Raw genomic sequence first — 18,426 nt, forward strand, 5'->3', positions numbered from 1 at the left:
GGCGGGGTATCTTTCCGGCGCGCGTCTCTGGGAATTATATGCCCACGCCGGGCTTTTTATCCTTCCTTCTTATTATGAAGGCCTGCCGCTGGCCCTGCTTGAGGCCATGAGCTATGGAGTTTCCTGCCTGGCTTCGGATATCCCGGCCAATCAGGAGCTTGGATTGTCCGAGGACAGATACTTCAAGCCGTGGGATGCGGTGACCCTTATCCATAAGATCAAGGAATTCGTTGATAAGCCCATGCCGCAGGAAGCAAGGGATGCGCAAGCCAGACAGATATTGGAACGTTATCACTGGGACAAGGCCGCGGATGAGACTTTTCATATCTATGAGAGAGTTTTGAAAGCAAGCTGATGACGAAATCAAGTTTTGAGCAGGGGAAGAACTCGTTGATTTGTTTTAAGTTCTGTTTCATGGCGTGTTTTTTCTCCAGGAAAAATAAATAAAAAAAATCTTTACAAAAGTGTTTAGTATGGTATAATTTCGAACACTGACTCGCAGGGCTTGGAAAACAGGAATAGGTGCCTGTCTGCGGTCGTGAGCAGGTTGTCGGGGGTTCCCTTTTGTCGCACCAGACAGATAACAATTTTCCTTCCGAGGCATATCATCTCTGGTTTTCACCCGTCGGAAAATCACCTTTAAGAATAGATAGAGGAACATTAAATAAGGAGAGACATATGAAGCTCAGGCTGATCGTATGGGTGTTGTTGTTCGTTTTTATGCTTTCAGGGGTGTCTTTTGCCGCCATTAACGTGGATAACCCCACGGGCACAGTAAAGATCATGATGCCCGATGGAAAGCAGATCGTCGTCAAGCCGGGTGAAGAGATGCCGGCTATTCCCGATGGTTCTGTGATCACCATCATGGACGGCAGTGCTGTTGTCAGCACCACAGGCAAGTCTACGGCGTCGGTGCTCATAGGCGCTTATACCCTGCAGATCAGAGAGACGTCCAAGGTCAACCTTCGCCTGAATCCGGACGGCACAGTTGATTCCACCATTATCCTGGGCGAGGCCGTCGTAACAAGGAAACCCGAGGCTTTCAGATTTCCCAGGACGCCGAACGCCGAGCAATTGGAAGGCGGCCGCGGAGAAGTCGTCAGTCCTTTCGCGTAAACGGTCCTCAATTAAGCCCTTAAAGGGAGAATACCATGAAGTATTTGAAGAGGTTGATTTTGTCGCAGGCCGTTGTGTTGCTTCTGGCCGGCCAGGCCCATGCCAGCATCTGGCAGACCCAGATCCTGACGCAGGAGTTTCAGCCCGAAGGCATCGTCCTGGGCAAAGAGCTCAATAAAGAGAACGCCATACGCGTCGGGCAGGCAAGGTTCAGGGGTTCATTGACCGTTTCCGAGATGTATGATGACAACATCTATCTGGACCCTGAGAGTAAAACAGCGGACATGATCAACGAAGTCAACCCGAGAGTGTTCATGGATCTGCCGTTCGGCATTGACGAGCGCCATAATTTCCAGGTCCTGTATAACGCCAAGCTGGGCAGTTACCTTAATCACAGTAAAAATAACTACCAGGACCAGGATGTTACAGGTCTGCTCAATTTCCAGCTTCCTTTCGGTTATTTCGCTTTCAGGGATTTCTTCAATAAGACATCGGATAGGGCCGGCACGGAATTCACCACGTTGCTCAGGCGTACGGAAAATACAGGCGAAGTATTTTTAGGGACGGAGTTCAACAAGCTGGCGAATGAAGTCGCCTATGGCCATTTTTCCAGGCATTTTAATGCCCTGGACCTCAATAATTATAATTACACCGAAGACGTCGGTACCGATACGTTATACTACCAGCTTTTTCCCAAGACAAAGGCCTTGCTGGAATACAACTACGCCGTCATCGATTATACAAAAGATAATTCCCGCGACGGGCATTTTAACCAGATAAGGGCCGGCTTCAAGGGCGATCTGACAGGCAAGACGATCGGCGTTGCCAAGTTCGGCTACCAGAACAGGGAATATAATGACGCTGGTGAAAAGGGTTTTGACCATTTTGTGGCGGAAATAGGGACATATACCAAGTTCAGCGACCGCACACAATTGAGGCTGACGTTCTGGGACACGGCTATTGAATCCATTTATGAGAACAATAACTATTACAATAATAATTCCCTCCAGATGGAATTGGAACAGCGTCTGGCGCGTAATTACACGTTGATCTGTAACCTTGGCATCGACAGGAACCTTTATCCGGAAGTCAGCCCAACGGCAAACAAAAAACGCCGCGATACGATCTTGAACGCCGGCTTGGCCCTCGAATACCAGGCCAAAGAGTGGATCAAGGCAAAAGTGGGCTATGGATTCGCAAAAGATTTCTCGAACATAGATACGCAGGATTATACGGACAATCAGGTGATGGTGAGCATCACCTTGATGATATAGCCCCGCCATTACGTTTCCTATGCCTAAACACCCCATATTAAGGACGGCGATAGCTTTGTTGTTTGTTTTTTCGATGCAGCGCGGGCTTTTCGCCGAAGCAGAGAAGGCTTATCGCATCGGCCCGGAGAACCTGCTTCAGATCGACGTGCATTACGGCAAGGACGGCCTGATCTCTCAGAAGGTGCGTGTTTCTTCCAGGAACTTCATCACATTCCCTCTTATCGGAGAAGTCGATGTGGAGGGCCTCACCGTATCCGAGCTTGAGAACAAACTTTATACCCTTCTTGAAAAAGATTATCTTGTCAATCCCCAGGTGAGCGTCGTCATCGAAGAATACAGCACGGTGTCGGTGATCGGCGAAGTCAAAAAACCCGGGGCGTATCCTATCAAGGGTAAGCTGACGGTGGTCGAAGCCATATCGCTGGCGGAAGGTTTCAGCAAGATCGCATCCCCCAACCGCGCCAAGATCGTGCGCACCAACGCTGACGGGACAAAAAAGGAAATACCCGTCAGGCTGAACGATATCATCAACGGCAAGAGACAGAAAGATAATGTTTATCTTCAGGCAGGCGACGTGGTCGTTGTGCCGGAAAGCTTGTTCTAAAAATGCCCAACTCTCCCATTGTCAACGAGCCGTTCCACAAGGAAGACGCTATCATCGAGATCGACCTTCATGAAGTGTTTCTCAAGTTGAAGAAGCACTACAGGCTGATCCTTAATTTTGTTTATGTGTGCGTGGGCATCGCATTCCTGTATTCATTGATTGCGCGGCCGGTCTATAAATCCACGGCCCGCATCCTTGTTGAAAACAAGGCCCCGCGCATCACCAAGGTGGATGACCAGGTTTTTACCGACTACGAAGACCGCGCTAACTATTTTAATTCACAGATCGAGGTTTTGAAGAGCCGTTCTGTCGGGCAATTGGCTTATGATACGCTCGGCGGATATCAGCCCTGGGGCAGTTTGCGCGGCAGAGGCAGGGATTCGGGCAAGCTGACCAAGGATGAGCGCATCGGCTTGCTTTTGAAGCGTATCAAGGTGAGCCCTGTGCGCATGACCCAGATCATCGAGATCAGCGCCGAAGACGTGGATCCGAAGCTTGCGGCCGAGATCGCCAACAATTGGGTCAATGCCTATATCGTGTTTTCCTCGATGGACCAGCTCATCCAGCGCAAGAGCGAGCTTGAGTCGGAGATCGACCAGAACCTGAAATATGTGAAGGAAAAACATCCCATTATCCAGGGCCTGCGTTCGGAGATCGACGCTATTGATGCCAAGATCAAAGGCGAAAAGCAAAAGGGCTCTACTCCTAATATCAAAATACTCGACGCCGGCCAGGTAGCTAAATCTTCGGTGAGGCCGAAACTTCTTTTAAATCTGTTTCTGGCGTTGTTTTTAGGCGGTTTTTCTGGCGTAGCATTCGTTTTCCTTTTGGAAAACATCGACCAGAGCATAAAAAATCCGTCGGATATCGAGAATTTTCTGCATATGCCGTGCCTGGCGGCTGTGCCGCCTTATCAGCCGGAGAAAGACGCAAAAGATTCGTTCCCATGCGCGCTTGTTTCTGCCAAAGACAACCGCTCGATCCTGGCCGAAAGGTTCAGAAGTTTGAGGACAGGGATCATTTACAGTAATCCTGATTTGAGCAAGAAAATCCTTTTGGTTACCAGCGCCGGGCCGTCCGAAGGCAAGACAACTTCTGCCGTCAATCTGGCGACTGCTTTTGCCAAATTCGAAGGCAGGGTCATCCTTGTCGAAGGCGATCTGCGCAAGCCGGCCCTGCATACGGTTTTCAACAAGCCCTGCGAGAACGGCCTGACAGAGCTTTTGGCAAGCGAGCATATGGATTTCAGGAAATACACCAAAGACACGGGTGTCGCCAACCTCGATTTTATATCCTGCGGGGCCATTGCTTTGAATCCGGCGGAGCTTTTGGGGTCAAAGAAACTGGGGTTGTTGATCGAAGAACTCTTGAAACATTATGACAGGATCATTTTTGACGCGCCGCCTGTCCTGGCGGCGACAGATGCGGTCGTCCTTTCCACAAAGGTCGACGCCGTCATCCTCGTCTGCAAAGCCGGCCTGACGCACAGGCAGGCTGCCATCAGGTCCGCGAAGCTCATTCATTCCGTGCATGCCAGGGTCCTCGGCAGCGTCCTGAACATGGCGAAGCTTGAGGATTCCAAAGAATACGCGTATTACAATTACTACCTGCAGAATGCTCAGAAGGTATAGCGATGCTTTGTTTATCGCATTATTGATCTTCCTGCCTTTGGCGCTGGGCTCGGTGCATGCCTGGTCCATCACGCTGTTCTCGATCGTCGCCGTCATCTTATTCAACTCTGCGGTCTTCCAGCCGGATTTCAGTCTTAAAAAACTTTTCACGTTTCCCGTCGTGTTGATGAGCATTGTCTTTGCGGGATACGTGATCTTTCAACTTGTCCCTCTGCCGCCGGTCATCCTTAAAATACTCTCTTTTCATACGTATAAATTCTACTCGGAATATTCCCTCACATATCCATGGATGAATTCCTGGCGCTCCATCAGCGTCTATCCGTGGTTGACGATATCGGAGTTCATCAAGATCATCGTCTGCGGGCTTATATTATTGTTCATTCTTTTCAGGGTATTACAGGGCGACGGCCGCAAGATTGGCGACCTGGAACATAATACACTCGTCTATTTGAAACTCGGCTGCCTGACAGGAGTCCTGGCGATCCTCCTGCACAGTCTGGTCGATTTTAACCTGCACATTACAGCCAACGCGCTTTATTTTACGGTCTTATTAGGGTTGGCAGTTGCGATGGGTAGAGAGGAGGGGGTTGATTTTGTTTTTATACAAAAGACAGTTAATGCTATTGTCTATATCGGTTTTGCCATTGCCTTGTTCGGTATTGCGCATAAATTAAGCGGCAGTCCAAAGATCTATTGGCTGATAGAAAAAGACGGCTCTCATTTTGGGCCTTATGTCAATTACGACCATTATGCCGGGTTCATGGGGATGTGCGCGAGCCTGGCTTTGGCGTCTTTTATGGCCAAGGTGCGGTATTCGTCGTTTTTCAGGACCACGGGCATAAAGGACAAGCTGATGTGGTTTTCTTCTCAGGAAGCCAGCAGCGCCATGCGCCAGTTCTTCTGCGTGACGGTGATGATCGGCTCTATCTTTTATTCATCCAGCCGTGGAGGGATCTTGAGCTTCATGATGGCGGCATCCGCCTTTTATTTCCTGATCATTATCCGCACCAGAAAAAGCCGACGGGGAAGACTGCTTTTCTTTTTTGTCCTGGTGATGCTTTTAAGCGGTATCGTTATCTTCTGGATCGGCCCTGATGAGACATTTGAGAGATTCCACGAATTAAACAGCGTCGCCCGTTCTGTTATCCGCGAATCTTCGGTTTTGAGCGAGATGAGGCCTGAAATGTGGCAGGATACCAAGAATATCGTCAGGGATTTTCCTGTAACCGGCACGGGTTTCGGGACGTTCCAGAGCATCTTTCCCAAATACCGCACCCATGAATGGGGAGGAAAATCTTTGCTCTATGCGCATTGTGATTATCTTCAGCTTGTGTCTGAAACAGGCATTGTGGGCATATTTTTTATCGCGGCGTTTTGGATATATTTTGTCCGATTGTTTGCGTCGGCCCTGCGTAAATTAAGGTAGGCTTATGAAAACAAGGATCGTTATATTTGTTTTAAGCGCGCTCTATTGCGGCTATCTCGTTGTGCTTTTTGCGGCAAGCCATTATAGCTCCAGCGCCCTTAATCCGCTGAATGCCGAATATTATTTTAAGGCCGGCCTCTATGAAAAAGCCATAGAGACTGAACCCTCCAATGCCGTATATCATATGGGTTATGCCCTTGATCTTGCCAAAAAGAACTCTGCGCCCGATTATTTTACTGTCCAGCTTGTTCTCTCCCAGCTCAAACAGGCCGTTGAGCTTAGGCCTTTCAGCAAGGCATATCAAGAGGTCTATGCGAGTTACGCCCCTCTGTTGACACAATCTTTAGCACAGCAGACTTATTAAAATATTTTAATATCATGCCCTTGATGATTGGGAAAGATGTGTTATACTTTAACGTCTTGTCTTTAATTGTGATAAACCATGTTAAACAGCATGTATCCCGTTAGAGAACGAGTTCTCTAACGGGATGAACCCCCACAACAAATGGACAAAAAACTGCTATTGACTAAAGAAGCTGCGAATATCCTGCGAGTCAGCGAAGAGTATTTGCGTTCCCTGATAAGGGACAAGAGGATCGTCGCTTATAAAGAGGGCCGCCGCGGCGGCTATCGCATCCCTGCGCAGGAAATAGACAGGTATATTCGCCGGCGCTATAAAGGTCTATAAAAAAGCACTGTTAGATTTTTGCTTGTGTATAGCTAGGATTCATCTGGAGCGAAGCGAACGATGTTGACGTATGGGGTAGGTGACCAGATTGGGTGGTAGCTAAGGAAACCAAAAGTCAAAATGACCTCTTTGAAAAAAAACTTTTCTTGGACTCTAGTCGGCAATGCGATCTATGCAGGTTGTCAATGGGGGATGTTGGTTGTTCTTGCTAAGCTCGGTAGTCCGCAAGTCGTAGGGCAATTTGCCCTGGCTTCCGCGATCATTACGCCTGTGATTATGATTACGAATATGCAATTGCGTGGAGTCCAGGCGACTGATGCAAAAAAAGAATATTTTTTTTCTGATTATATGGCCGTGAGGATTGTATCAACGGTCGTAGCATTCTTCATAGTTTTATTAATTCTTTGTGTAGGGCATTTTGAAAAAATCGTGTTTTTGGCAACACTTGTTCTTGCTTCGGCCAAATCGGTTGAGTCTTTAAGCGATGTCTTTTATGGTTTGTTTCAACAACACGAGAAGATGTCCATTATTGCAAAATCTATGATTATCAAAGGTGTTCTTTCCGTTGTAGTTTTAGGTTCTGTATTTTATTTCTCATTAAATCTCCCCTGGTCGTTGTTTGGCCTTTTGTGCGCATGGATGGTTGTGCTGGCTCTTTATGATTGGCAGATGGGGAGACGTTTGTTAGAGACAGTGGAAGGCATTTCTCATTGTTCATTGGTTAAGCTATCATTTTTTTCATTCTTAGATCGTCGAACAATCCTTTTTCGCATTATCGTTCTTGCCTTTCCATTGGGGATTGTGATGGGGACTATTTCGTTGAATACAAATATACCTAATTATGCAATTGCGAAATATCTTGGCTCAAGAGATCTTGGTATTTTTGCCGCGTTGGCATATACGACAGTTGCAGTAAATATGTTCATTCAGGCATTAGGCCAAACCGTAACTCCAAGATTAGCGCAGTATTTTGCTAACAAAGATATTTTGGCTTTTAATGCACTCACTAAAAAAATTATTCTTATAAATCTTATGATAGGTTTGTTAGGAACTTTAGTTATTCTTATTGGTGGTGAAAAAATACTAACACTTATTTATACTTCTGAATATGCAACATATTCAAGGTTGTTTGTTGTTCTTATGATATCAGCCACGCTGTCTGGGGTAGCATCGGCATTAGGTTATGCAATGACCGCGGCAAGGCAGTTTAATCTACAGGTGCCATTATTTTTAACAGTTCTTACGGCGACATTTCTATTTGCATTTTTGCTAATACCGTCTTTCAAGCTATATGGCGCGGCAATAGCGCTTATTGTATCAGCCTTGATTCAAATTGTAGGTGGTACTTTTATCATTAGACGAGCTTTCAGGAGTAATTAGTATGAAAGACGAAAAAAAGAGACCGATCAAGGTCCTGCATATTATTGGTGGATTTAATGTTGGAGGTATTGAGACATGGCTGTTAAACGTTACGAGAAATCTTCCTGCCTCTGATTATCAATTCGATTTTTTTGCGATTTCTTCTAAAGAAGCTGCTCTTGATAATGAAATCTTCAAATTAGGCTGTAAACTTTTTAAGTCAAAGAGCATCCAGCCATCTTTATTCTCTATTTATGATGATTTAAAGAAAATTGTGCGTGAAAATGGTCCGTATGATGCGTTTCATTCTCATGTGCACTATTTTGGTGGGTTTATTGTGTTAGTCGGTTATATTTTAAAAATACCAGTGCGTATTGTGCATTCACATACTGATACGAGACTTAAAGAAAGCCATAGTAATTTTCTGAGGAGGGTATATATTGAATCAATGCGCCTTCTCGTTCATCTTTTTGCAACAAAGGGCGTTGGCGGAAGCTCTGAAACGGCAACGGATCAATTTGGGAAAAATTGGGCCAAAGATTCCAGATGGCAAGTATTGCCTTGCGGAATAGATTTCAAGCGTTTTGACATCCCCAGAGATAGATTATTGTCGCTATCACTTGGTATTCCGGTTGGTGCTAAGGTAATTGGGCATATCGGTAGATTTGAGCCAGTAAAAAATCATTTTTTTCTGATCAAACTTTTTAAAAAGATGCTGGATCGCGGGAATAATATTTTTTTACTATTGGTAGGCGATGGAAGCTTAAAGGGAGTTATTGAAAAACAGGTTAGGAACATGGGTATTTCGGACAGAGTTATTTTTTTAGGCCTTAGAGATGATGTGCCAAATCTTTTGCGATCAGTCATCGATGTTTTTCTGCTTCCTTCTTTATATGAAGGGTTGCCGTTAGCTTTTATTGAGGCTCAATTGGCTGGTTGTTATTGCCTGGGAGCAGATACTTTTTCTAAAGAAGCCGTTCTTAATTCAAAAAGCACAATGCTATTGAATTTGGAGGGATCCTTTGATGAATGGGTTAATAAGGCAGAAGATTTTCTCTCCCGTCCAAAGATAGAAGATTCCGAAATGCTTTTATCTCAATATCGCAATTCTACCTTTGATCTAAAAACAAATATAAAAAGATTATTATCTTTATATCATAATGAGGAATATCAGAAATGATTATCAGAGGATGGTATATATATTATTTATTTCTGTTTTTTCTTATTAGTCTATCGTTATTTTTTGATTTTAGAAAAAATAGTGAAACTAAGAGACTGATTTTGTACTGTTTTTTAGTTTTTATTCTTTCGCTTTTTGCCGGTACACGAATTGGTTGGAGCGACCAGGAAGCCTATATATGGCTTTATGATATGATTCCTCCATTGCCAGTATTTCTATGGGGGAATACCTTTGTACAGCTTAGAATGGAATATCTTTTTCTTCTTTTTAACTCAGTTCTCAAATGTTTTTCTGATAATCCCCTCACTATGTTTCTGTCTTTTGCTTTCATTACTGTGGCATTGGATCTATATGCCTATAAAAAATATTCACCGTATTTTATTCTTTCAGTCGTTTTTTTCTATGCAACTCACTATTTTAGCGGAGCAATGGTGGCAATGAGAACTGGTATTGCAATGGCATTTGTTTTATTTGGGATGTCTTATTTGGTTAATAAAAAGGATTCAATATTCTTTATTATGGTTCTCATTGCATGTTTTTTCCACGTTTCTTCAATTTTTGTTTTGTTTGGTTATTTATTGTATCGATTAAAATTTTCAACGAAGACATTGTTCTTCTTAATAATCGGGGCCTTTATTTTAGGCGCTTTTACACCTGTTGCTAATTTAGTATTTAGCCACTTCATGCAATTTAAAGGTAGCAGTGTCATATTAGATAATGGCTTAAATTATCTTGGAGATGAAAGATTCGGTTACGCAGCAGGTGTGCTAAGGCCAACAATGCTAAAGCAGTTAGTAATTTGTTTATTGGCATTGAAGTATCGAGATTTTTTAACGAAACAATTAAAGTATTTTAATGTTCTATTTGTTTTCTATTGTGCTTCGACGATATGGAGGTTTATTTTTAATGATATTGCGTTATTTGCCTCACGTTGTGGAATATTATTGAGCGTAGGAGAACCGGTGATAATCGTTTCATTGTTAGTATTATTTAAACCTAGCCAAAGGATGTTAGTTGCCGTTTTGCTCTCTTTGTTCGCAGTCGGTTCGTTTTATTTAAATAGCATTACGTTTAATTGCCCTCCTTATATGTCTATCTTATTTGGTGGAACGTATTGGAGGGACTGGTAATTTTAAATTTAATGCGATAATAATTATTTCTTGTAGTTTTAGTAACATAACTAGAAATAGTAGATATGAAAGTCCTGCTTATTAACAGCGCACGTTTTATACGCACGCCCGATGGCAAGGTGTATTCTAACGGCCAATTTCCATATACTTACTGGACGAGGTATCTGAAGCATTTTGATACGTTGATTTTGGTTTGCCGGATGTCCGATGTCAAAGAAGTGCCAGAAAGGTGGAATTTGTCTTCTGGCCCGAACATTACATTTGTTGGAACGCCAGATGATCACAATAAACCATTGATACAATTACAGAAGAAACAGAAACTACAAATTATTCGAAAACAGATGGATAGTTGCGATGCAGTCGTAATATGCCAATCATCGCTTGGTTGGTTAGCTGCACGCGAGGCAAAGAATAGAGGAATCCCATGGGCGGTTGAGGTAGTTTGTGATATATGGGATGCTTATTGGAATTATGGGACGTTACTGGGTAAGTTGTACGCCCCCATCGCCTGGCTGGATTCTTCTTATTGGATTAGACAGGCAGACTTTGCTAAGTATGTAACTAGCGAATACTTGCAGAGGCGATATCCTTGCAAGGGGGTGTCTTGTGGTGTGTCAGATGTACAGATTAATGCGGTTTCTAAGGTTATTCTTGAACAAAGAATTTCTGGATGGCGTGCAGCACAACCAGGTTTTCCAAAGACTTTTGTAGTCGGCATGATCGGTTCGCTGTTTACTCGTTATAAGGGGTTACATGTTGCATTGCGCGCATTGCACAGATTAGTGGATCAAGGCATGGCACTTGAATTGCGTGTTTTAGGTGATGGGAATCTAGACATTTGGCGCCAAGAAGCCAAGCAATTGCGCGTTATTGATTTGTTGCGTTTGGATGGATGTTTACCGAGTGGATATCCAGTCATGAAGTGGCTTGATGACTTAGATATCTATATTCAGCCAAGTTTCCAAGAAGGATTACCTCGGGCGCTCATAGAAGCTATGAGCAGAGGGTTGCCAGCCCTAGGGTCAACTTGTGGAGGTATTCCTGAATTATTGCCGAAAGAATGTTTACATCGCCCTGGAGATCACAAAACATTAGCCAAGCAATTGGAGAGGATGGTTCTAGATAATGTCTGGCGTATTCAACAGGCTCAACGGAATTTTAGCGAGGCTCAGAATTACTATGGAGAGCGGATAGATGATAGAAGAGATGCTTTTTGGCGTCAATTTATAGAGTACATCGGGAAAAAGCGCTATTAAAGATGATGAAAGATAGAGTTTGCTGTTTAATTGTTGGGGTATTGCCTGGTTCGCTAACCAATTTTCGCGGATCATTAATCAAGGCTATAATAGAGAAAGGGGTTAAAGTATGCACTGCCGCTAATGGGAGAGATGCCTCTATTGAAACTAAGGTATTGGAAATGGGCGCAGAGTATTACCCAATTCACATTAAGCGAGCAGGGGTGAATCCATTGGCTGACCTTGTTACCATATTGGATTTAATCAATTTAATGCGGCGGATTAAACCAGATATTGTTTTAACTTATACTATTAAACCTATTATTTATGGTGGATTAGCAGCAAGGTTATGCGGTGTCAAAAATATATTCTCAATGATAGAAGGCCTTGGCTATATATTTATGCCATATCAATCGCTATCACATGTTTTGTCTTCAACTGTGGCTAGGTGGTTGTATCGAATAGGGCTGTTGAGCAGTAAGCGTGTTTTTTTGCTCAACCCAGACGACTTAAATCAATTTGTTCGAGAAAGATATATATCTGGAGAGAAGGCAATATTACTTAATGGCATAGGGGTTGACCTTCAATATTATGCAAGAGAAGAATTACCGAAACTTTCTTGCATAAGATTCCTTATGGTTAGTCGTTTGTTAAAAGATAAAGGTGTTAGGGAATACGTAGAGGCGGCGAGGATGGTGCGAACGAGCTATCAGAATGTTGAATTTGTGCTTGCAGGAGATTTAGATGATAACCCAAATTCTATAAAGCAAGACGAATTGGATTCATGGCAAGAAGGTGGAATAATTAATTATGCCGGGTATATTAGTGACGTACGTCCACTCCTTCGAGATTGTCATGTTTACGTATTGCCTTCTTTTTATCGGGAGGGCATACCTCGGACAGTGCTTGAGGCAATGTCTGTCGGCAGGGCGATCATTACTACTGATGCGCCTGGATGTAGGGAAACGATTAAAAAAGCACTCGCTGAGGTATTGCCGGAGACGGAAGAAGTAAGAAATCTAAGAGTTGGCCTTAATGGTATTATGGTACCAGTAAAGAATGTAGAATCATTGGCAACGGCTATGCTGTTTTTTTTAAAACACACTGATCAGATTGCCATTATGGGCAATGAAAGTCGTTGCTATGTAGAAGAACGATATAATATTCGAGAAGTCAATGCGGTAATTTTGCATGAAATGGGGATAAAGAATTATAACAATGTTTGATTCAGTAAATAGATATCAAGATTTATTTAGGAATCAGGGTAAAAAAACTCTTCTGTTAGATGGTGTTTTATGGACACATTATCAAAAGATGATTGTTCCAATAGGTCCTGTGTCGCATGATCATGCCGCCGCTATAAAAAGGAGCCAGGATGCTTTGTTGCATTTTTTTAAAGAATGTATATTAATTCGAGGTGGGGGGGGATTTGTCAAAAAACCCGATGCTTGGTATGTAATACTTTGTGATACTCCTTATGATTTAGCAAATCTTTCGGCTAACACACGAAGCAAGGTAAGGCGCGGGCTAAATAATTGCATTGTGCGCAGGATCGATGCGCAATTTATGGTCCAATATGCATGGTCAGTATTCTCCTCTGGTTTTAGGCGATATAAAAAAGATTGGTTGAGGACATCTGAAGAGCAATTCAGAAAGAATATTGCCCTTACGAATGGTTTCGATGATATTGTTCATTACTGGGGAGTTTTTGAGAAGGAAACTGGAAAATTTATTGCGTATGCACAGAATTATTTATACGACAAAACAGAGGTCTATTACTGGATAATAAGATTTCGTGATGATTTTCTTCGTCTTTATCCGAGCTATGCTCTTTTCTACGAAATGAACAGGTATTATTTAAATAAAGAAAAATTTCTGTATGCAAATGCTGGTTTCCGCAGTCTTCTGCATGAAACAAATATTCAAGAATATCTTACGGAGAAATTTTTCTTTAGAAGACAGCCGATCAGATTAATAATGCACTATCGTTTTTTCGCCGGTGCATGTATGTCTTTGACATATCCGTACCGACAAATATTGGGGAAATTATATCAGCCGTTAGCCGCGTTTTATAAACTGGAGGAGATAAAACGGTCATAAAATTTTTAATTTACCATTATATTTTTACACTAGAATAGTGAAAATAGATGAAGAATATTCTTTTTAAAAAACTATCCAAAGAGAGAGTAGATTATGAAAAAATCATTCCTTCTAATTATGTTTTAGAGGTTTGGAAACCAAGATTATTTCAGTTAGCTCCAAGGAATTGTAGTGTAAGAATGTTTGTTGTTTTGTATGCCTCTTTTATTTGGAAAATTCTGTTAGGGAAGGATTCATATAAGATATTTATTATCCGCGATATTCGTGATTCCTCTATCAAACATTATAGTTTTGTGATACCTAAATATTGGAAATATCCTTTTATGAAAAAAAATGATTTTTTTATAGGGCCAGTGTGGACAGATATTGTAACAAGAAAACAGGGAATAGCTAGTTGTGTACTCTCTGAAATTCTTGCGAGGCATTCTGGAAAAGGCGATATTTACTGGCTTACCTCTGAAGAGAATTCGGCTTCCATCTCCCTATGCAAAAAATTTGGGTTTTTTGAAATTGGAGAGGCTCGTTGTTATATATTTGGCTATACTTGTTTAATTAAGCAATCTTGATAGAAAAAAATCAAATGGATTGGACATCTTTAATCTCTCAAACTCGACCAATAAGCGAATCAGCCATTATTCCATATACTGAGTTTGAATTTGCACGGAAATGTAGGGCTATGGGGGATAAGATTATTGAAAAAAATGGACAATTTTGGCGAGAAACACACCCAGGTTTTTATCAAGCATTGCACTGGTTGGCACGGATACCAGCAGCCAAAGCCATTAGGCCTACCTCATTTTGTTGGGGGTATCGTGCCACTTTGGCGGAGGAAGATGCTTCAGCAGCAAATGGTACAATGCCGGTACATCTCTTGAGAGATATTTCAAAATATGATATGAATTATCTTACTGCTAAACGTCGTAATGCGTTACGCAAGAGTCGCAACTCTGTGACGGTTGTTGAGTTAACTGGCCCAGCAATGCTTAATGATAGGGGTTATGAAGTTTTTAGGTCATCTGCGATTCGCACTGGATACTCTTCTATACCAACTAGAAAGGTTTATTTGGGGACCGTTGCTCAAAATTTCATGGTTCAAACTCTTGCTTTAGCTGGACTCGTCAGAAATAGCCTCGCCGGTTATTTGATTGGACATGCTGTTGGATCAACGGCCTATATGGATTCGTTAATTCTTGCAACTGAGCATTTGTCTACTCAAATTGGCACCGCCTTGGTTTATGATTTTGTTCAAATATGTCGTCGTTCGGATGCAATCCATGAAATAGTCTATGGGCAACATTCACGAGAAGATCAAAGCTTAGTCGCCTATAAGGAAGGCATGGGTTTTCCTGTGGTGTATTTGCCATCGATGGTGTACATACATCCATTTGTAGAAGCGATATTGCGTAGGTATAAACCTCATGTTTATTATAGATTGACGGGGCGAGGATAATCCTGAGCATTATGAAGCGTCTATTTGATTTTATTGTCTCGTTTCTTGGTATTGTTCTTATTTCGCCGATCCTTATGGTTGCGGCATTGCTTCTTAAAATTGCTGCCGGTAGTCCTGTGTTCTATAGACAGGATCGTGTTGGTCTGAGTGGAAAAATTTTTAAATTATATAAATTTCGTACGATGGTTATAGATGCGGATCAAATTGGAACTTCGGTGACTACAGGGCATGATTCGAGAATAACCCCTATAGGAAAGATTTTGCGTCGGTTCAAGCTGGATGAGTTACCGCAATTAATCAATGTGCTGAAAGGTGATATGAGTTTTGTTGGGCCAAGGCCGGATGTGCCGGGTTTTGCGGATAAATTACAGGGAGAAGACAGAATTATTTTGACCGTGCGTCCGGGAATTACAGGTCCGGCCACATTAAAGTATAGGAATGAGGAAGCGCTTTTGGCAGCGCAGGCAGATCCTGATAAGTATAATGCCGAGGTTATTTATCCGGATAAAGTGCGCCTTAATAGAGAATATGTCAAAAATCAGAGTTTTTTAGGAGATATGAAGTATCTCTTGATGACAGTTTTTGGGAGGCCGTTCCATGAATAGAAAATTTGCTCCCTGGCCATATTATGGCAAGGAAGAGATAGAGGCCGTAGCAAAAGTATTGCGGTCCGGCAAGGTAAACCAGTGGACCGGAACAGAAGTTTTTGATTTCGAGAAAGAATATGCCCGATATTTAGGGGTAAAGCATTGTGTCGCCCTTGCGAATGGCAGTGTAGCTTTGGACGTTGCTCTGGCCGCATTAGGGGTTGGCAAAGGAGATGAAGTTATTGTTACTCCTCGGACTTTTGTCGCATCGGCAAGCTGTATTGCTTTAAGAGGAGCTGTTCCTGTATTTGCCGATGTGGACAGGCAGAGTGGCAATATAACCGTTGAAACAGTCAGAAGGGTTTTTACTTCCAGGACCAAAGCGGTCATCGCGGTGCATTTAGCTGGTTGGCCTTGTGCTTTGGATGGCCTGAAGGATTTTTGTAATAAAAAGAATATCTACCTAATCGAAGACTGTGCCCAAGCGCATGGAGCAAGATATAACAACAAGCCCGTTGGAAGTTTTGGCGACATTGCTTGTTTTTCTTTTTGCCAGGATAAAGTTATCACTACAGGGGGAGAGGGTGGGCTTTTGGCAACAAATAATAAGATGTTATGCGATGCGGCATGGAGCTTGAAGGATCATGGCAGGAATCGCGATAAAGCTCTCAATAAGAAACAGGGAGCTGGATTCGCCTGGATTGTCAATTCATTCGGGACAAACTATCGCCTGACCGAGATGCAGGCAGCTATAGGCAGGATTATGCTGAAGAAATTGGATAGATGGGTCGAAAAAAGACGCCGGCTCGCTTCCATCTTGGATAAACATTTTGCTGAAATGCCTGCCTTAAGAGTAGCTATTCCTCCTAAAGAGGCGTATCATGCGTATTATAAATATTATGTGTATATACGATCTGATATGTTAGGGGCGGGTTGGACACGGGATAGGATCCTGGATGAGCTTGCTAAGGAAGGGATTCACTGCGGTTCTGGTTCATGCCCGGAAGTATATAAAGAAAAGGCCTTTGTGGATTATTATCGCAGGATCGGCAGGCCTCGGCAGGAAAGATTAGCCATTGCTAAAGAATTAGGCGAAACTTCTATGATGTTTCAGGTACATCCGACACTGAATAAAGAAGACATGTATAATATTGCCGAACGCATGAAAAGGATCCTTAAGAAGGCGGCAAGATGAAAAAGATCAAAGACTCGATAGTGAGTTTCCGCAGGATCCTGATCATCCTGACGCATCTTTTCATCATCGTATTTTCTTTCTGGGCGGCTTTTCTTTTACGCTTTGATTTTAAAATCCCCCTTACATATTGGATAACATTCTATCATCGCCTGCCGATAGTGTTATGTTCTAAGGTCATAGCTTTTGTTATTTTCGGCGTATTTTCAGGCCTATGGCAATACGTAAGCATTGACGATGTATGGAAGATTGCCAAGGCCAGCTTGACAGCGACCATTATTTTTATTTTAAGTGAAGTTTCTTTGTTTGGCTTGCAGGATTTTCCTCGTACCATATTTGCAATTGATTGGATCATTTGTACAGGGTTGGTGATAGGTATACGCTTTACTTCTCGCTATGTTCGGGAAAGGTATTATCATAATTATAAATTTGGATTTAAAAAGATTCTTATTGTGGGTGCAGGGGCTACAGGGGTTATGCTTCTTCGCGAATACCGTAAACACCAGGATATGGGGAGAGTCATCGGGTTTATGGATGACGATCGGGTGAAATTGAATGAGACGATACACGGCGTTAGAGTTTTGGGAAATCGCAAAGCTATCCCCAAGATTGTCGAGAAATACGAAGTGGATGAGATTGTTATTGCCATGCCGACGGTGACGGGCGACCAGATGCGCGAGGTCTTGTCGTATTGCGAGAAGACCCAGGCAAAAATCAAGATGGCCCCGCAGATGGATAAAATATTGAGCGGCAAGCTGGTGATCAGGCCGCGGGAAGTCCAGCCGGAAGACCTGCTTGGCAGGGAGACGGTTTCGATAGACCTTTTAAAAGACGTCAGCGCCTATATCAAGGACAAGGTCGTATTGATCACAGGCGCCGGGGGTTCCATCGGCTCAGAGATCGCGCGTCTGGTCGCCTATTTTTCTCCTAAAGAGGTCATTCTTTTCGACCACCATGAGAATTTTCTCTATTTTTTGAATATTGAGTTTAAGGTGAAGTATCCCAAGGTCAAGACAAAGACAGTGATCGGGGACGTCAGAGATGTGGGTTTGTTGAGGCAGCTTTTCTCGACAAGCAGGCCTGATGTCGTTTTCCATGCCGCGGCGCATAAACACGTGCCGCTGATGGAAGAGAACCCTGTTGCCGCGGCAAAGAACAATGTTTTCGGCAGCCGCACGCTGATGTATATCGCAAGCCACTACGCCGTCGAGAGGTTCATCCTGATATCTACGGACAAGGCGGTCAACCCGACCAGCGTCATGGGGATGAGCAAGCGTATCGCAGAGATCATCCTGCAGACGAGGGCCAAGAGCAGTAAGACCAAGTTCATGGCCGTGCGCTTCGGCAATGTCCTCGGTTCTTCGGGAAGCGTGGTGCCGCTCTTTAAGAAGCAGATCGCCGAAGGCGGGCCTGTCACTATCACCCATCCGGCTGTGGAGCGTTATTTTATGAGC

General features: G+C 43.2%; 19 protein-coding genes. All 19 read left to right on the forward strand.

The genetic code is table 11. The features are described from left to right. The coding region (locus tag WC473_05820) for a glycosyltransferase (GenBank protein ID MFA5125308.1) at positions 1-355 on the forward strand (355 nt) is incomplete at its 5' end. 209 nt (positions 356-564) lie between these two features. Further along, entirely contained in the window at positions 565-1,116 is a 552-nt protein-coding gene (locus tag WC473_05825; GenBank protein MFA5125309.1) for a hypothetical protein, read from the forward strand. 35 nt (positions 1,117-1,151) lie between these two features. Next, positions 1,152-2,390, forward strand: a complete 1,239-nt coding sequence (locus WC473_05830; GenBank protein MFA5125310.1) for an outer membrane beta-barrel protein — start codon at positions 1,152-1,154, stop codon at positions 2,388-2,390. Positions 2,391-2,409: 19 nt separating this feature from the next. After that, positions 2,410-2,994 carry a polysaccharide biosynthesis/export family protein gene (locus WC473_05835; protein MFA5125311.1) on the forward strand — a complete coding sequence of 195 codons (585 nt, stop codon included), beginning with the start codon at positions 2,410-2,412 and terminating at the stop codon, positions 2,992-2,994. Positions 2,995-2,996: 2 nt separating this feature from the next. Then, positions 2,997-4,625 carry a polysaccharide biosynthesis tyrosine autokinase gene (locus tag WC473_05840; protein MFA5125312.1) on the forward strand — a complete coding sequence of 543 codons (1,629 nt, stop codon included), beginning with the start codon at positions 2,997-2,999 and terminating at the stop codon, positions 4,623-4,625. 7 nt (positions 4,626-4,632) lie between these two features. Beyond that, entirely contained in the window at positions 4,633-6,051 is a 1,419-nt protein-coding gene (locus WC473_05845) for an O-antigen ligase family protein (protein MFA5125313.1), read from the forward strand. Between the two features lie 4 nt (positions 6,052-6,055). After that, positions 6,056-6,415 carry a hypothetical protein gene (locus tag WC473_05850; protein ID MFA5125314.1) on the forward strand — a complete coding sequence of 120 codons (360 nt, stop codon included), beginning with the start codon at positions 6,056-6,058 and terminating at the stop codon, positions 6,413-6,415. A 141-nt stretch (positions 6,416-6,556) separates the two neighbouring features. Beyond that, positions 6,557-6,739, forward strand: a complete 183-nt coding sequence (locus WC473_05855; GenBank protein MFA5125315.1) for a helix-turn-helix domain-containing protein — start codon at positions 6,557-6,559, stop codon at positions 6,737-6,739. Positions 6,740-6,859: 120 nt separating this feature from the next. After that, positions 6,860-8,119: an oligosaccharide flippase family protein gene (locus tag WC473_05860; GenBank protein MFA5125316.1), complete on the forward strand. Its 1,260-nt coding sequence runs from the start codon at positions 6,860-6,862 to the stop codon at positions 8,117-8,119. 1 nt (position 8,120) lies between these two features. Further along, positions 8,121-9,278 carry a glycosyltransferase gene (locus WC473_05865; protein MFA5125317.1) on the forward strand — a complete coding sequence of 386 codons (1,158 nt, stop codon included), beginning with the start codon at positions 8,121-8,123 and terminating at the stop codon, positions 9,276-9,278. Further along, positions 9,275-10,408 (forward strand): EpsG family protein, encoded by a 1,134-nt coding sequence (locus tag WC473_05870; protein ID MFA5125318.1) that lies wholly within the window; start codon positions 9,275-9,277, stop codon positions 10,406-10,408. Before WC473_05865 ends, WC473_05870 begins: the two co-directional genes overlap by 4 nt. A 65-nt stretch (positions 10,409-10,473) precedes the next feature. Next, a complete protein-coding gene (locus WC473_05875) occupies positions 10,474-11,664 on the forward strand; it encodes a glycosyltransferase (protein MFA5125319.1) in 1,191 nt (396 codons plus the stop codon). A gap of 2 nt (positions 11,665-11,666) precedes the next feature. Beyond that, positions 11,667-12,869: a glycosyltransferase family 4 protein gene (locus WC473_05880; protein ID MFA5125320.1), complete on the forward strand. Its 1,203-nt coding sequence runs from the start codon at positions 11,667-11,669 to the stop codon at positions 12,867-12,869. Further along, the gene (locus tag WC473_05885; GenBank protein ID MFA5125321.1) at positions 12,862-13,743 is read left to right on the forward strand and encodes a hypothetical protein; all 882 of its coding nucleotides are present in this window, start codon (positions 12,862-12,864) and stop codon (positions 13,741-13,743) included. The genes WC473_05880 and WC473_05885 overlap by 8 nt, the downstream gene beginning before the upstream one ends. A gap of 47 nt (positions 13,744-13,790) precedes the next feature. After that, a complete protein-coding gene (locus tag WC473_05890; protein MFA5125322.1) occupies positions 13,791-14,309 on the forward strand; it encodes a GNAT family protein in 519 nt (172 codons plus the stop codon). Continuing rightward, the gene (locus WC473_05895) at positions 14,306-15,193 is read left to right on the forward strand and encodes a hypothetical protein (protein MFA5125323.1); all 888 of its coding nucleotides are present in this window, start codon (positions 14,306-14,308) and stop codon (positions 15,191-15,193) included. Before WC473_05890 ends, WC473_05895 begins: the two co-directional genes overlap by 4 nt. 11 nt (positions 15,194-15,204) lie before the next feature. Further along, positions 15,205-15,798 (forward strand): sugar transferase, encoded by a 594-nt coding sequence (locus tag WC473_05900; protein MFA5125324.1) that lies wholly within the window; start codon positions 15,205-15,207, stop codon positions 15,796-15,798. Then, on the forward strand, positions 15,791-16,975 hold the full coding sequence (locus WC473_05905) for a DegT/DnrJ/EryC1/StrS aminotransferase family protein (protein ID MFA5125325.1): 1,185 nt from the start codon (positions 15,791-15,793) through the stop codon (positions 16,973-16,975). The genes WC473_05900 and WC473_05905 overlap by 8 nt, the downstream gene beginning before the upstream one ends. Next, positions 16,972-18,426, forward strand: a 1,455-nt coding sequence (locus WC473_05910; GenBank protein MFA5125326.1) for a nucleoside-diphosphate sugar epimerase/dehydratase, incomplete at its 3' end; no start/stop codon positions are given. The genes WC473_05905 and WC473_05910, both read left to right, overlap by 4 nt.

This window comes from Patescibacteria group bacterium, from assembly GCA_041650895.1.
Lineage (GTDB): Bacteria > Patescibacteriota > Patescibacteriia > 2-01-FULL-39-33 > 2-01-FULL-39-33 > CAISTG01.